Source organism: Pseudarthrobacter sp. B4EP4b (genome assembly GCF_006680095.1).
Taxonomy (GTDB): domain Bacteria; phylum Actinomycetota; class Actinomycetes; order Actinomycetales; family Micrococcaceae; genus Arthrobacter.
Genome location: NZ_VHIJ01000022.1, coordinates 108,754 through 123,277 on the forward strand (window position 1 = coordinate 108,754; position 14,524 = coordinate 123,277).

The window sequence follows — 14,524 nt, forward strand, 5'->3', positions numbered from 1 at the left end:
GCTAACAGGGCAGGATCGCCAGGCTGCCGGTGAATGCGGCGCCAACACCGTCCGGGTTGACCTTGGCGGAAATCGCGTGGCCCACCGTTTTGGCCTGGCGCAGCACCTCCTTGGGTGAAGGGGTGATCAGTTCGCCCACACCCACCAGGTAGATGCCGATGGCACGCATGGCAGCGACGACGTTGCGGCCCACAGTGATGCCGAAGTCGTTGATCATCCGCCGCAGCTGGCTGTGGGCGCAGCGCGTCAGCACGATGTGGTCAGCGATCAGGATGCCGGTGGGCGTATGCACCTCCCACTGCGGAACGGCTGTGCCCCCCGGAAGGCCCTCCACCATGGTCAATTGGACAGCTCTGGTGGTGTTCCGGACATCCACGTCGTGGCTGGCGGCATAGTTGCGAAGGTGGCGCAGGATTTCGTTCCGTTCACGGAGGGTGACGGGGTCCGCCGCGTCGCAGCGCTGAAGGGAGGCGGTGTTGGCCGGCTGCGCGGCACCCAGGAGGTCCAGCCCGTCCACCACGATGGAGTCAACCCCGCGGCGGCACAGTTCGGCTGCCACAGCCAGGCCGGACAGTCCGGTGCCAATGATCACAGTGGTGGTCTGCTCGGTCCCGGCATTCCCAGGCATGCTTGACACTACAGTTTCCCTCCTTCGAAGATTCGGCAGGTGCAGGCGTCGTCGCCCGCGCGCGTCCCGTTACCCCCAAAGTCCGGCCGCAGTGCATGGCCGGGCAGCGCTCACTTGCATGTGCAGCTGGCGTCCCGGACCAACAATGTCCTGAAGACTACAGAACAATTCCGGTGCTGGATAGCCCAATCCGGAAACATTCCCCTGCGGGTGAACACGCTTTCCGTCACACCCCCGAAAGGGCGGGGTTGGGCTGCCGAAATGGGCGGACCGGCCCCGTCGAAAACGTGCGGCCCCTGGCGCCGGAAGCCTGTGGATAACCTCCCCTATCCGGCCCTGAACAGGCTTGCTAAGGGACGGTGGACGGAGAATAGTGAGAACTGGAAGCAGGCCCTTCCTTCGCAGCGGCTGCCGCTGAACGGGTGCACGGGGAAGGGTGCGGTTTCTGGCAGAATAGCCGCAACATACGGCAGTATCGCGAGGAGGCGGCCCCATGGGCGCACAAGAGTTGCATCCGGACCCGGCGCGGGACAATGGTGGTGCTCCTGCCGCTCCCGACGGAATTGTTGTTGGCGTGGACGGCTCGGAACATGGCCAGTGCGCCCTGGTCTGGGCAGCCCGCGAAGCGCAGCGCCGCCGCCGCCCCCTGCATATCGTGACCGCGTATTCCGTGCCCATCTTCGCCGCCTCCGGCCTGGACGGCGGATACGCCACTGTGGATGATTCCGTGATCCGCGAAGGCGCGGAAGCCGTGGTCAAGCAGGCGGTGGAGAAGGTTTCCAGGTATGACATCGACGTGAGCGCCTCGGTGGAGAACGGGGATGCCTCGGGTGTGTTGCTGGAGATGTCCCGGACCGCGGAGCTCCTGGTCTTCGGAACCAGGGGCAGGGGCGGGTTTGTGGGCAGGCTCCTGGGTTCAGTCAGCAGCGCGCTGCCGGCCCACGCGAAATGCCCCACCGTTACGGTGCCCCTGGTGTGTTCTGACCGCCTGGGTGAAACGACCGAGGACAAACGGATCAGGGCCGAACAGGCCAAAGCCGGGCACCGGCGCGTGGACAACGTGGTGGTGGTCGGCGTGGACGGTTCGGAGCAGGCCCGGGTTGCGGTCCTTGAAGCCGCGGACCAGGCCGTGCGGCTGGGCGCGTCGCTCCGCGTGGTGTGCGCTGTTCCCCAGTACAGCGGTTCACTGGCCTGGGTTCCCGCCCCCATGGACCGGAAGGCGCTCTTCGCAGACATCCAGGTGACCCTGGACGCCGGCATGGCCTGGCTGAGGAGCCACTACCCCGGCCTTGCCGCGGAATGCGAACTGCTGGACGGTTCCCCCGTGGACGTGCTGGTTGACGCCAGCCGGCACGTGGAGTTGGTGGTGGTGGGCACGCGCGGCCGCGGCGGCTTCACGGGCATGCTGCTGGGGTCCACTTCGGACGGCGTCCTCCACCATGCGAAGGGACCGGTGATGGTGGTTCCGGACCGTGAGGACCCGCGGCTGGCCGACAGGGCACGTTTCGGGCCCATCCTCGGCGCAGCCTGATCCGGCCCGGCCGCTTCGAAAGCGCCACACCATGGCTGCCTACAATCCAGCAGATCCGGGGCAGGAACCGCGCCGGCCCGGCGGGGAAAGCGACCACGCCCTGGTGGTCCGCCTCAGCCACCTCGACGGCAGCATGCTTCCGCTGGTGGGCGGCAAGGCGGCCAACCTTGGTGAACTGATATCGGCAGGGCTGCCCGTGCCGGACGGCTTCTGCCTGACCACCGAGGCATACAAGGAGGCCACTGTCACTGTCCGTGACGGTGGCCTCCGCCAACTCGGTGACCTTCAAAAGGCGCTGCAGGGAACCACCAACCAGGCCGCCGAACTTGCCGCGCTCGCCCGCACTGTGCGCGAAGCGATCATTGGCCTGCAGGTGCCGCCGCACATTGCCGCAGCCGTAGAGCAGGCCTATTCCGCGCTGGGACATGAAACTCCGGTGGCTGTACGCTCCTCCGCCACGGCCGAAGATCTTCCGTTCGCCAGCTTCGCCGGCCAGCAGGACACCTACCTGAATATCATCGGACCTGACGCACTCCTGGTGGCCGTGCGGAACTGCTGGGCGTCCCTTTGGACTGACCGTGCAGTGGCCTACCGTGCCGCACTGGGCATCGCGCCCCACGAAGTAGCCCTCGCCGTCGTGATCCAGCGGATGGTTGACGCCGCGGCAGCCGGCGTGATGTTCACCGCCAACCCCCTGACGGGCAGGCGGCGGGAAGCCGTTATCGATGCCGCCCCCGGGCTTGGCGAAGCCGTGGTCTCCGGGGCGGTCAATCCGGACCACTTCGTAGTGGACACGGCTGCACACCGGGTGCTGGAGCGGAAGCTTGGCGATAAGCGCGTTGCCGTCCGGCCCAGGCCAGGCGGTGGAACGGAAACCCACAACGTCCAGGACGGGGCGGACGGTTCGAGCCTGACCGATGGGCAGGCGCTGGAACTTGCCGCGCTGGGCCTGCAGGCCGAGCGGCACTTCGGAACGCCACAGGACACGGAGTGGGCCATCGATACCGGCGGTGCGCTCTGGTTGACGCAGTCCCGGCCCATCACCACCTTGTATCCCTTACCCGAAAGCCGTTCCGCCGCTGATGGGGAAGCCCGGATATACCTTTGCTTCAGCCTCGCCCAGGGACTGACCCGCCCGCTCACCCCCATGGGGCTGGCATCACTGCGGCTCGTTGGCTCCTCTGTTGCGCGGGCAGCAGGGTTCGACGTCCCCGACCCGCGCCGCGGTCCAGCATCCTACGCGGAGGCGGCCCAGCGCATGTACGTCGACGTCACGACGCCCGTCCGGAGCACCGTGGGCCGCCGCATCCTGCCGCGCGTGTTCGACGTCATGGAGGCCCGGTCCGCCACCGTGCTGCGCCAGGTTTTTTCCGACCCCCGGTTTTCGGTGACCCGGAAGACCCCGTTCGGACTCCTGCGCCATGTCCTGCCTGCGGCGGTGCGTGCCCGGGCCCCGGAAACCTTGCTCCGCGGGCTGCTGACACCCAAGGCGGCGCTCCGCCGCCTCGACCGGTTCAGCCGGCAGTTCGCCGACGACCTGGAGCTGGATTCAGGAGCCGGCCCCATGGAACGGCTGGATCATGCAGAGCGGCTCCTGGGAAGCCGGCTTTTTGCGATCGTTCCGGCCATCCTGCCGCTGCCCGCGCTGGGATTCGCCATGCTCTGGGCTGCCGGCAAGCTGCTGGGCGGGCCTGGCCGCGGGGAAGACCTGCAGAAGGTGCTCCGGGGCCTGCCGCAGAATGTGACCACCGAGATGGACCTTGACCTGTGGCGCCTCGCTGCAGCCATGAAGGTGGAGCGCGAAGCACGGGAGGCCCTGGAGACACGGGAGCCGTCCAGGCTTGCCGCGGATTTCCGCGACGGCACCCTGCCTCCCGTGCTGAATGCAGGCGTGGCGCGGTTCCTGGAACGCTACGGCCACCGCGCGGTGGCGGAGATCGACGTGGGGATGCCGCGGTGGTCCGATGATCCCACGTACATCCTGGGCGTCCTGGCCAACTACCTCCGCCTGGACAATCCGGCCATGGCCCCGGACGCGCAGTTCAGCCGGGCCGAGGCTGAGGCGGAGGCTGCAGTGGACCGGCTCGTTGCCGAAGCCCGGGCGCGCGGCAGGGTGCGGTCCATGCTTGTTGGCGCGGCCCTGCGGCGTGCCAGGTTGTTCGCTGGTTTGCGGGAATCGCCCAAGTACCAGCTGGTCCTGGGCCTTGCTGAAGTACGGAAGCAGCTGGCGCTCGTGGGAGCCGCGCTGGCTGCAGACGGCCGGCTCGAGAGCGCGGATGACGTCTTCTTCCTCGACTTTGATGAGCTTCGGCAGGCGCTGGGCCACACCAGCGCGACCACGCCCCGCCGGCAACGAAACGTCCGCGAACTCATCGTGGAACGGCGCGCTGCCTATTCGAGCGAATTAGGCAGGCGGCACATCCCCCGGGTCCTGCTCTCAGACGGAACCGAGCCGGAAGTGCTGTACGCCGGCCGCGCCGCTGCGGCGGACGGCGCCCTGACCGGCAGCCCCGCTTCAGCCGGGTCTGTCACAGCTGCCGCCCGGGTCATCCTGGACCCCGTGGGCGCCCACCTGGAACCCGGAGAGATCCTGGTGGCCCCGTCCACCGATCCCGGCTGGACCCCGCTCTTCCTCACCGCTGGCGGCCTGGTGATGGAAATGGGCGGGCCCAACTCCCACGGTGCCGTGGTGGCCCGCGAGTACGGCATCCCTGCCGTGGTGGGAGTCCCGGAGGCCACAGTCCGGCTGGCCACCGGCCAACACATCACGGTCGACGGCGGTGCGGGAACCGTGGTGCCTGCGCAGCCCCGGGGGTAGCCCGGGCAGGTGTAGCGGGCGTTTCCGAGGCGTACCCTTGGACTATGGGCTCCAGCGACGGAGACGATCAGCCATGAACCGGAGTTTCAACCACCGGAGCGACCACGGGACAAGCCTGGAGATCAGGGACCGCGGCGTGAGCCACGTCATCCGCAGCCCTTGGCTGCGCTGGATCCCCGCGGTGGCCGTACCTTCGGTCATCGCCGCCGGGGTGCTGTCGGGAACCCTTCCGGCACGGGCCGGCGACCCCCTGCCGGAGAAAACCCCGGCTGAAGTCATCGCCCTCCTCGCTTCGCACAAGACACACACGTTCTCGGGCACCATTGAACAGACCTCGCAGCTGGGGTTGCCGGAGCTCCCGGCTGCACCACCCACGTCGGGGCCCGCATCGGCCGACAGCGTGGCTTCAGTTATGGAGTTCCTCACCGGCGAGCACACGGCGCGGGTGTTTATGGACGGCCCGACCAACGCGCGCATCCAGGTCGTGGACCGGCTCGCCGAGCGGGACATCGTCCGCCATAACAGCGACGTCTGGTTCTACTCGTCCAAGGACAACTCCGCCGCGCATCTGACCCTGCCTGCCCACGCCCATGACCTGCCGCTGGCTGAGCCGTCCCACAGCGAGCCGTCCCAAACCGGGCCGTCCCACACCGATCCGTCCGACACTGGAATGCCGGCCACCCACACACCGGAGGAACTGGCAGGAAAGTTCCTGGCCATGGCTGACAGCACCACCGCCGTCACCGTCGGCCCGGACGTGGAAACCGCCGGCCGGCAGGCCTACACCCTGCAGTTGGAACCACGCACTGACGGCACCCTCGTCGGCAGGGTAACGGTCGCCGTCGACTCTCAGACTGGCATGCCGCTCTCCGTGAAGGTCACTGCGAGGGGAGCTGCCGAGCCTGCCTTCAGCGCTGGATTCACCAGCCTTTCGCTGGAAGCGCCGGACCAAGCGCTGTTCAACTTTGCCCCGCCACCGGGCAGCAAGGTGGAGGAGCTGCAGTTCAACCACCCCGCCTACCGGCAGCCCGGTCAAGGATTCCCCGAGACGCCGGGAACGTACATCACCCCTGACCGGCTGGCAGAGAACATCCAGGACCACGCCAGGCAGTACATGTCCGGGTCCGGCTGGGAAGCGGTAGCGGAAGTTCCGGCGGAAAGCGGCGCAGGCTCAAAGCTCAATGCCCTGCTGACCCGGAATCCGCTGCTGGCCCAGGCCGCCGTCGCCGTTCCTGGCGGCCGGCTGATTTCCACCGCACTTTTCAACGTCCTGCTCACGGACGACGGCCGGATCTTCGCGGGCATGGTCCCGCCGGAGAGGCTGCAAGCCGCTTCCACGGCTCCGTGACCCGGGCCGCGCAGGGCCCCGGATCGTGGACGTACGGCCTGACCATCGAGACGCAGGGGCTGACAAAGCGGTTCGGGCAGCAGTTGGCCGTGGACGGCCTGGACCTGGCTGTGCCCCGGGGAGCGATTTTTGGTTTCCTTGGCCCTAACGGCTCGGGCAAGACCACCACCATCCGGATGCTGCTGGGCCTTGCTGCCGCATCCGCGGGGAGCGTCCGGCTCCTCGGGATGGAGATGCCCGGGCGGTTCCAGGACGTCCTTCCCCAGGTGGGGGCATTGGTGGAGGGCCCGGCCTTCTATCCGTTCCTCTCCGGTACCGCGAACCTCCACCGCCTCGACGCCGCTACCCGGCATACTGCCCCCGCCACCCGAAAGGCCCGGGTTAATCAGGCACTGGAAAGGGTGGGCCTGGGGCATGCGGCGGGCAAGCGGGTCCATGCCTATTCCCTGGGCATGAAGCAGCGGCTGGGCATCGCCAACGCCCTGCTCTCGCCCCGCGAACTGCTGGTCCTCGATGAGCCCACCAACGGGCTCGACCCGCAAGGAACCCGGGAAGTGCGGAACCTGGTCCGTTCCCTCGCGGCCGACGGAACCACCGTTTTTGTGTCCAGCCACCTGCTGGCCGAAGTGGAACAGATCTGTACCCATGCGGCAGTGATGAGTGCCGGCCGGCTGGTGGCCCAGGGGCCGCTTCCGGAGCTTCGCCGCTCCGGAACTGTCCGCATCCGCCTGCTCACGCCAGATGCCGGGGCGGCGATGGCAGTCCTCGCCAGCCTGGGGGTGGCACCGGAGGAAGCAGCAGCGCAGCAGGACGGACAGGTGGTGACGGCGGCGCTGGACGCACCCGCTCAGGGCACTTCCCCGGGAAGCAACCTGTCCCCGGGGAGCACCGCGCCGGAGGATATTGTGGCCCGGCTCGTGGAGGCCGGGGTCCGGGTCCGGGGGTTCGCCGTGGAACGCGAAAGCCTTGAGGACCGGTTTGTCGCCTTGACGGGGGAGGGGTTCGACGTTGCCCAGTAGTGCACATTCTGAGAGCGCGGGGTTGACCAGGGCGACGGCGGTGGCGGCGCCGCGTCGATCGGGGCTTTCCCTCCTGCGTTCGGAACTCCGGGTGCTGTTCGGGCGCCGGCGCACTTGGGCGCTGTTGCTGGCACTCGCGGCGATCCCGGTGTTGATAGCGGTGGCCGTGCGGATTTCGTCAGCGGTTCCTGCCGGACGGGGGCCGGCTTTCCTGGACCGCATCACCCAGAACGGATTGTTCGTCGCCTTTACCGCCATGCTGGTGTCCGTTCCTTTGTTCCTGCCGCTCACGGTGGGAGTGGTGGCAGGGGACACCATCGCGGGTGAAGCCAGCCTGGGAACGTTGAGGTACCTGCTGGTTGCCCCGACGGGCCGGGTGCGGCTCCTCTTGGTGAAGTATGCGGCAGCACTGGCATTCTGCCTTGCTGCGCCCCTCACCGTTGGATTGGCGGGCGCCGCGATCGGGGCGGCGCTTTTCCCTGTCGGTCCTGTGACGTTGCTGTCAGGGGACGTCATCGAGCCACCGGAAGCCGCGGTGCGCATCCTGCTGATCGCCGCGTACCTCGCGGTCTCCCTGGCCGGACTTTCCGCGGTGGGGTTGTTCCTGTCCACGCTCACGGTGGTTCCCGTGGGCGCCATGGCCGCCACAGTGGTGGTCTCTGTGGTGTCCCAGGTCCTTGACCAGTTGCCGCAGCTGGAGTGGTTGCACCCATGGCTTTTCAGCCACTACTGGCTCGGTTTTGGGGACCTTTTGCGCCAGCCCGTGTTGTGGGACTCGTTTGTGGACAACGCGTCGCTACAAGCGGGTTACGTGGCCGTCTTCGGCGCGCTCGCCTACGGGCGGTTTGTCACCAAGGACGTCCTCAGCTGACTTTCAACGCGGGCCGCAGGCCATGCGGCGGCGTTGCATGGGAGTCAGTAGCGGGCGGCGTACGAATATAGCTCCATGCCTGCCATGGCGCTCAGCGGGGTCACACCGATACCCTCCTGCGGGTTGAGCGCCTGCACCACCTGGCCGTTGCCGAGGTAAATGGCAACGTGATAGAAGTTCGACGGCGAGCCCCACACCAGCAGGTCGCCCCGCCGTGCCTGCGAGAGGGGTACGTGGACAGGAGCGGCTTCGTACTGCTGGCCTGCGGTGCGCGGGAGATACTTTCCGGCCGCCGCAAAGGATGCCTTCACCAGGCCCGAACAGTCGAAGCCGTAGGGGCCGGTGCCACCGTATTGGTAGTAGTAGGGAGCGCCCACCTTGCTCATGGCCACCGAAATTGCGGCCTCATAAGTCCCGCTGCCGGTGGTGGGTGCTGGAGCGGGCGCAGGTGCTGGAGCGGGTGCGGGTGCCGGAGCCGGAGCTGGAGCTGGAGCGGGTGCCGGTGCCGGTGCCGGAGCTGGCGCGGGTGCAGGAACAGCAGGAGCAGCAGGTGCCGGAGCAGGAGCAGCAGGTGCAGGTGCCGGAGCAGCAGGTGCAGGTGCAGGCCGTACGGGACCAGCCGGGGCAGGAACAGCGGGAGCAGGAGCAGGAGCCGCCGGCGCTGCCGCGGCGGGAATGCCAGCCGGGGAAGCTGCCTGGTCCCGGGAAGCCTGCTCCGCAGCTGCAAAGGCAGCCGCCAGCCGGGCTTCCTCGCGAAGCCGGTCCAGGGCATCAACGCGCGCCGATTCAAGCGCCACCGTGGTGTTCCGGAGCTCGGCCAGTTGGTCCACCAGGACGGTGCGCTGGGCCTTGGCGTCCGCCACGGCTTTTGCCTGGGCCGCATTGGCCTGCTCCGCCTGGGTCTTGGCGGTTTCGGCCGTGCGCGCCGCATCATCAGCCGCCCTGGTGGCGTCCTCCGCCGCGGCAGTCAGCGACGCTGATGACTGGGCGGCTGCGTCGGCGGCCTCGAAGGTACGGCTCCGGCTGGCGGAAATGGCCTGGAGGGTGGCAGCCTGCTGAAGGGTTTCACCGTTCCCGCTCACGAAGGTGCCCAGGGAGGGATTCAGCCCGCCGTTGCGGTAGAGGTCCCCCGCAAGTTGTCCCACCTGTTTCCTGGTTTTGTCCTGCTGCCCGCGGGCAGCTGCAGCTTTCGCTGAGGCAACTGCCGCCGCTGATGAGCGCTGCTCCAGCTCCACCACTGCCTCGCTGTAAGCGTTGTTGGCCTGCATGGCGGCAGCGAAGGCGGCCTGCTGGGCGCTTGCCGCAGCCTCCAGGATGCGCTCAATGTTCGCCACCTGGTCCGCTGTGGCCGCTTCGTTGGCTTTCGCAGCGGCAATGTCCTCCGGGGAAGGCAATTCAGGAGCGGCAGGAACGGCAATGGCGGGGGACAGCGGCGCGGAAACCGCCGCAGCCGGCGTTGCCAGTGCTGTGACCAGCACCACGGCGGCAGTGAGGAGGGCAGCCTTGCGACCGGATCCAGTCGAAATCATCTGTTGAAACCTCGAAACGGTAGGGCCGGGAGGTCCTGACCGCGGCAGGGCTATGCCCTCGGCCTGCTCCCCAGCAGTCCGAGGCTACGTGACCGTACTGCACTTTGGCAACAAGAGTCACGTCAGTAACAGTAAGCCCAACGAAGTGTCGAAGGCTGTATACCGATCCGGCGTGTCGCAAGGAGGGGGCCAGTGTCCCGTCCCCCGAAGGCGCTCGGAGCCCTAACCATGCAACCGCGGCGCAAGAAACAGGCTGGTCTACGCGTGCTGGTGGGCCTCGTGTTCAGAGTGCGTGGCCGGTTCCAGCTGGAAGGTGCAATGGTCGGTATCAAAGTGGGAGCCCAGGCAGGTGACCAGCTTGTCCAGCAGCTGGTCGGCGCCACGGGCGGTCAGCACACCGTCCTCCACCACAACGTGGGCGGAAAAGACGGGGACGCCGGAGGTAATGGTCCAGATGTGGATATCGTGCACGTCAGAAACGCCCTCGACGGACAGGATGTGTTCCCGGATCATCTGGACTTCCACGCCCTTGGGGCTGGCTTCGAGCAGCACATCCACAACATCGCGCAGCAGGCTCCAGGCGCGGGGCAGGATCAGCAGGGCGATCAGCACGGAGGCGATGGTATCCGCGGCCTGGAATCCGGTAACCATGATGACCACGGCGGCGGCAATCACGGCGAAGGAGCCCAGCAGGTCACCGAGGACTTCGAGGTAGGCGCCGCGGACATTGAGGCTTTCCTGATGCCCGCCCCTCAGTATCAGCAGTGACACCAGGTTCGCGGCTGCACCCAGGATGGCGGCGAAGAGCATAATGTCCGTCTGTACTTCGGGTATCGTCCCGATCCGCCGGATGGCTTCGGTAAAGATCACCACTGAGATCACAATCAGGATCACGGCGTTGGCCAGCGCGGCGAGCACCTCGGCGCGCTGGTACCCGTAGGTCCTCTGGTCGCTTGCCGGTTGGCCGGCAATCCAGGCGGCGAGGAGGGCAATGGTTACGCCGGCAGCATCCGAGAGCATATGACCGGCATCAGCCAGCAGGGACAGTGACCCCGAGAGAGTGGCGCCCACCACCTGGACCAGGACCACGGCCAGGGTGATGGCGAGGACGGCCACCAGCCGGTGGCGGTGCCGGCCTGTTGCGGTGACCCCATGTGTGTGGCTGTGGTTGTGTCCCATGCCTACAAGGCTAGCCCCAGCCAAGCTCGTGCAGCCGGGCGTCATCAATTCCGAAATGGTGCGCGATCTCGTGGACCACCGTGACCGCCACTTCGTGGATCACGTCCTCGCGCGATCCGGAGATTTCAAGGATGGGTTCGCGGAAAATCGTGATGCGGTCGGGAAGTGAGCCGGCGTCCCACCATGAGTCCCGTTCGGTCAGCGGCACGCCCTCGTACAGTCCCAGCAGGACGGTATCCGGGTCCTCCCCGGGCCGGGGCACATAGTCGTCCTCAATGAACACCGCCACGTTGTTCATGGCCTGGGCCAGCTTGCCGGGGATGCTGTCCAGTGCGTCCCGGACGGCGGCCTCAAACTCGTCCGGCGACATGTTGAACGCCTGCGTCGGGAAGGGGTGGGCAGGCGCGGCGGCGTGCAGGGGTTCGCTGGGCCCTTCGGGAATAATGGGCAGGCCCGGCGGCAGGCTGACTGGCATACTCCGACTCTAGCGGGAAGGGCTCCGCTTGGCCCCTGGTCCCACAGCAGCCTCCCCTGCAGCTGGTACCGCAATGTGCCTGGCAGTTGCGCCTGCAGGGTTCCCTGGAGCATCCTTGCGGGGCGTCGGCCGGGACCTGCGCCGGGTCAGTCCCACTCCCACCAGGCAGACCACGCCGCCTACCAGGCCCAGCGCGGTGGGGATCTCGCCGAGGAGGAGCCAGGAGATCAGGATGGTGGTGCCGGGCACCAGGTAGGTGGTGGCGGCGAGCTTGCCGGCATCGATCAAGGACAGCGCATAGGCCCAGGTGGTGAAGGCAATCGCCGTGGGAAAGACTCCGAGATACACCAGTCCCAGTGTCGCCCCCACGGGTGCGGCCTGGACTTCGGCAACCAGTTGGCCGGTGAAGGGCAGGCAGCACAACGCGCCCACCAGTATCCCGAACCAGGTTGCCTGGGCAGCAGGAAACTTCCGCAGTACAGGCTTCTGGATAATGACGCTGACTGCGGCGAGCACCGCGGCGAGGAGGCAGAGAAGCACACCCGCGACGTCCGCCGTCGGACTTTCCCCAGCCCGCGACGGCTGTCCGGAACTGAAAGCGATCAGGGCCACTCCGGCGAAGGCAACCAGGCTTCCGACGATGAGCCAGCGCGGAAAGCCTTCTTTGAGGAAGATCCCGGCCATCACGGCCACCAGGATCGGGTTCACGTTGATGAGCAGGGCGCTGGTCCCGGCGTCCAGCACGTGCTCCGCTGCGTTCAGCGCGACGTTGTAGCCACCGAACCACATGGCTCCGTAGGCGAGGATGGGCCACCACTCGCGGCCCTTGGGAAGGAGCCGGCTCTTCAGCAGTTGCGGCAGGACCAGGAGGGACAGTACGACGGCGGCAACCGCCAACCTGCCCAGCGTCAGGGAGCCGGGGGAGAAGTGGGGGCCGATTGCACGGATGCCCACGAAGGCGGACGCCCACAGCACCACGGTAGTAACCATGGCTGCCACTCCGAGGGCCCTGACCCTGGATGGGAGCGGCGGGGAAACGGCGGTGCTGACCGGAGAGGTTGATGGCATGCAGCCAATGTAACCGGGAACGGGGACGGCAGGCTGGCGGAAATCGGCCACGTCTAGCGAAGATCCTGCCAAAAAGCTGCAGGGCCGGCGCGCTGCAGTGCGGCTACGCTGATCCCGCCCACTCCAGCAGCCGCTCCACCGGCCAGGTGGTGATGATCCGGTCGACGGGAACGCCGTTGCGCTCAGCGCGTTCGGCGCCGTACTGCAGGAAGTCCAGCTGGCCCGGCGCGTGGGCGTCACTGTCGATCGAGAACAGGCAGCCGGCGTCCAGGGCCAGCTGAATCAGCGCGTCCGGCGGGTCCTGGCGCTCGGGCCGGGAGTTGATCTCCACGGCCACGTTGTATTCGGCGCAGGCTGCGAACACCTCCTTGGCATCGAAGTCCGACGGCGGCCGCGTCCCCCGTGATCCCTCCACCAGCCGGCCGGTGCAGTGGCCCAGCACGTTGGTGTGCGGGTCCTGGATACCGCCCAGCATGCGCTTGGTCATGGTTTTTGAATCGGCGCGAAGCTTGGAATGGACGCTCGCCACAACGATGTCCAGGCGCGCCAGGAGTTCCGGATCCTGGTCCAGCTCGCCGGATTCAAGGATGTCCACTTCGATGCCTGTCAGCAGTTGTGCTTTGTGGTCCTGCTGTCCGTCCAGGCCTGGGTGGTTTCCGGTATTGATGGCCTCCACCACGTCCAGCTGCTGGAGGAGGCGTTCGGCCGAGAGTCCGTTCGCGATGGTGAGGTTGGGGGAGTGGTCCGTCAGCGCCAGGTACTCCCTCCCCAGCACCCCGGCGGCCGCAACCATGAGGTCAATGGGGGATCCGCCGTCGGACCATTCACTGTGGCTGTGGAGATCACCGCGCAGGGCCTCGCGGATGGTGGAGCCGCCCGAAGCCAAGGGCAGGGCGCCCTTTTCACGGAGGTCGGCGAGGTAGTCCGGAACCTGGCCGTCCACCGCTTCGCGGATGACCTGGTAGGTCCGGTCGCCGATGCCCTTCATGGATTTCAGCCGGCCGTTCCGGACACGTGCCGCCACTTCCTCCGGCGTGAGCGGGGCGATCACCGCCGCCGCTTTCCGGAAGGCCTGGACCTTGAAGGTGGCAGCGCGCCCGCGCTCCAGCCAGAAGGCAATCTCGTTGAGTGCTGCAACGGCATCCATCAGTCCATCTTCACCTGTTCTCCCCGCTCCGGACGGGTGTTTTGGCCGATTTTGGATTATTCCTGAGTAGGCCCTATAGTTTTAGAGTCCAGTTCGGAGAAACGCAAAGGACAAAGACGGAAAGCCTCGCTTGACGCCTTTTGTTTTGTTCCGAACGGGTTCTGGCCCCCATCGTCTAGCGGCCTAGGACACCGCCCTTTCACGGCGGCGGCACGGGTTCGAATCCCGTTGGGGGTACGCAAGGAACTGGTCAAACAGGCAGAAAATGTCTGGTAGGCTGGAAGCCTTGAAAAAAGCGGTAGAGATACTGTGAAGCAAGAAACGCAAGGCCCTGTAGCGCAGTTGGTTAGCGCGCCGCCCTGTCACGGCGGAGGTCGCGGGTTCAAGTCCCGTCAGGGTCGCTCTGATTGTTGGAAGCAATTCCGGCTCTCATGGTGACTAGTCACCTAGGCTCTGTAGCTCAGTTGGTAGAGCGTTCGACTGAAAATCGAAAGGTCACCGGATCGACGCCGGTCGGAGCCACCACTGGGAAGCATCAGTTCTTCGGAACTGGTGCTTTTCTTCTTTAACCCGGTGCCCGCGTGAATCCAGGACCTAGGTTAAACCCGGTCCCCGCACTTTTTCGCAGTGGGCTCTGCCGAAGTCCTGGTCTTGTTCGCAAAACCTTGCCTTGATGGTTCGGATCCGCGAACAAGCCTCCGACTTCCGTTGCCTACGCCATCTCCAGCCCGCGGCCAGGGGTGCCCCGTCCTGCGCCTGCCCATATCCTGCCCACGTCCGGCGCTGCCCCACATCCTGCGCCTGCCCATATCCTGCCCACGTCCGGCGCTGCCCCCCGTCCTGCGCTGCCCCGCGTCCTGCCTGCCCATATCCTGCCCCCGGCCTACGCTGCCCCCGTCCTGCCCTGCCTC

General features: G+C 66.9%; 11 protein-coding genes and 3 tRNA genes. 8 read left to right on the top strand and 6 right to left on the bottom strand.

Annotated elements, in window-relative coordinates; all coding sequences use genetic code 11:
• Nucleotide 1: 1 nt before the first annotated feature.
• The gene (locus FNL14_RS08330; RefSeq protein ID WP_142059213.1) at nt 2-628 is read right to left on the bottom strand and encodes an FAD-binding protein; all 627 of its coding nucleotides are present in this window, start codon (nt 626-628) and stop codon (nt 2-4) included.
• Nucleotides 629-1,121: 493 nt separating this feature from the next.
• On the opposite strand from FNL14_RS08330, the gene FNL14_RS08335 reads away from it, so the two are divergent.
• The 5 genes from FNL14_RS08335 to FNL14_RS08355 all read left to right on the top strand — a co-directional run bounded on the left by FNL14_RS08335 (nt 1,122) and on the right by FNL14_RS08355 (nt 8,215).
• Complete coding sequence (locus FNL14_RS08335; protein WP_142059185.1) at nt 1,122-2,159, top strand: universal stress protein; 1,038 nt, start codon at nt 1,122-1,124, stop codon at nt 2,157-2,159.
• Nucleotides 2,160-2,190: 31 nt separating this feature from the next.
• Complete coding sequence (locus tag FNL14_RS08340) at nt 2,191-4,977, top strand: PEP/pyruvate-binding domain-containing protein (protein WP_142059187.1); 2,787 nt, start codon at nt 2,191-2,193, stop codon at nt 4,975-4,977.
• Between the two features lie 73 nt (nt 4,978-5,050).
• Complete coding sequence (locus FNL14_RS08345) at nt 5,051-6,325, top strand: hypothetical protein (RefSeq protein ID WP_255470743.1); 1,275 nt, start codon at nt 5,051-5,053, stop codon at nt 6,323-6,325.
• Nucleotides 6,322-7,344, top strand: coding sequence for an ABC transporter ATP-binding protein (locus tag FNL14_RS08350; protein WP_142059189.1), 1,023 nt, complete (start codon nt 6,322-6,324; stop codon nt 7,342-7,344). Before FNL14_RS08345 ends, FNL14_RS08350 begins: the two co-directional genes overlap by 4 nt.
• A 22-nt stretch (nt 7,345-7,366) precedes the next feature.
• Nucleotides 7,367-8,215 carry an ABC transporter permease gene (locus FNL14_RS08355; RefSeq protein ID WP_142059191.1) on the top strand — a complete coding sequence of 283 codons (849 nt, stop codon included), beginning with the start codon at nt 7,367-7,369 and terminating at the stop codon, nt 8,213-8,215.
• Nucleotides 8,216-8,259: 44 nt separating this feature from the next.
• On the opposite strand, the gene FNL14_RS08360 is transcribed toward FNL14_RS08355, so the two are convergent.
• From FNL14_RS08360 to FNL14_RS08380, 5 genes are all read right to left on the bottom strand, one after another.
• A complete protein-coding gene (locus FNL14_RS08360) occupies nt 8,260-9,744 on the bottom strand; it encodes a C40 family peptidase (RefSeq protein WP_142059193.1) in 1,485 nt (494 codons plus the stop codon).
• A gap of 258 nt (nt 9,745-10,002) precedes the next feature.
• Entirely contained in the window at nt 10,003-10,923 is a 921-nt protein-coding gene (locus FNL14_RS08365; RefSeq protein ID WP_142059195.1) for a cation diffusion facilitator family transporter, read from the bottom strand.
• Between the two features lie 10 nt (nt 10,924-10,933).
• Complete coding sequence (locus tag FNL14_RS08370) at nt 10,934-11,398, bottom strand: metallopeptidase family protein (protein ID WP_142059197.1); 465 nt, start codon at nt 11,396-11,398, stop codon at nt 10,934-10,936.
• Between the two features lie 9 nt (nt 11,399-11,407).
• Nucleotides 11,408-12,466: a DMT family transporter gene (locus FNL14_RS08375; RefSeq protein ID WP_255470744.1), complete on the bottom strand. Its 1,059-nt coding sequence runs from the start codon at nt 12,464-12,466 to the stop codon at nt 11,408-11,410.
• A gap of 103 nt (nt 12,467-12,569) precedes the next feature.
• Nucleotides 12,570-13,613 carry a PHP domain-containing protein gene (locus FNL14_RS08380; RefSeq protein ID WP_142059199.1) on the bottom strand — a complete coding sequence of 348 codons (1,044 nt, stop codon included), beginning with the start codon at nt 13,611-13,613 and terminating at the stop codon, nt 12,570-12,572.
• A 164-nt stretch (nt 13,614-13,777) separates the two neighbouring features.
• Between FNL14_RS08380 and FNL14_RS08385 the strand changes: the two genes are divergently transcribed.
• From FNL14_RS08385 to FNL14_RS08395, 3 genes are all read left to right on the top strand, one after another.
• Nucleotides 13,778-13,850 (top strand) — tRNA-Glu (locus FNL14_RS08385).
• A 90-nt stretch (nt 13,851-13,940) separates the two neighbouring features.
• Nucleotides 13,941-14,014 (top strand) — tRNA-Asp (locus FNL14_RS08390).
• 48 nt (nt 14,015-14,062) lie between these two features.
• Nucleotides 14,063-14,138: transfer RNA gene (locus tag FNL14_RS08395), tRNA-Phe, on the top strand.
• Nucleotides 14,139-14,524: the final 386 nt, after the last annotated feature.

Excerpts from the sequence above, each read along its gene's own strand:
- FNL14_RS08380 (WP_142059199.1), bottom strand. The coding sequence starts at position 13,613 with ATGGATGCCGTTGCAGCACTCAACGAGATTGCCTTCTGGCTGGAGCGC.
- FNL14_RS08375 (WP_255470744.1), bottom strand. The coding sequence starts at position 12,466 with ATGCCATCAACCTCTCCGGTCAGCACCGCCGTTTCCCCGCCGCTCCCA.
- FNL14_RS08345 (WP_255470743.1), top strand. The coding sequence starts at position 5,051 with ATGAACCGGAGTTTCAACCACCGGAGCGACCACGGGACAAGCCTGGAG.
- FNL14_RS08370 (WP_142059197.1), bottom strand. The coding sequence starts at position 11,398 with ATGCCAGTCAGCCTGCCGCCGGGCCTGCCCATTATTCCCGAAGGGCCC.
- FNL14_RS08360 (WP_142059193.1), bottom strand. The coding sequence starts at position 9,744 with ATGATTTCGACTGGATCCGGTCGCAAGGCTGCCCTCCTCACTGCCGCC.
- FNL14_RS08330 (WP_142059213.1), bottom strand. The coding sequence starts at position 628 with ATGCCTGGGAATGCCGGGACCGAGCAGACCACCACTGTGATCATTGGC.
- FNL14_RS08365 (WP_142059195.1), bottom strand. The coding sequence starts at position 10,923 with ATGGGACACAACCACAGCCACACACATGGGGTCACCGCAACAGGCCGG.
- FNL14_RS08340 (WP_142059187.1), top strand. The coding sequence starts at position 2,191 with ATGGCTGCCTACAATCCAGCAGATCCGGGGCAGGAACCGCGCCGGCCC.
- FNL14_RS08335 (WP_142059185.1), top strand. The coding sequence starts at position 1,122 with ATGGGCGCACAAGAGTTGCATCCGGACCCGGCGCGGGACAATGGTGGT.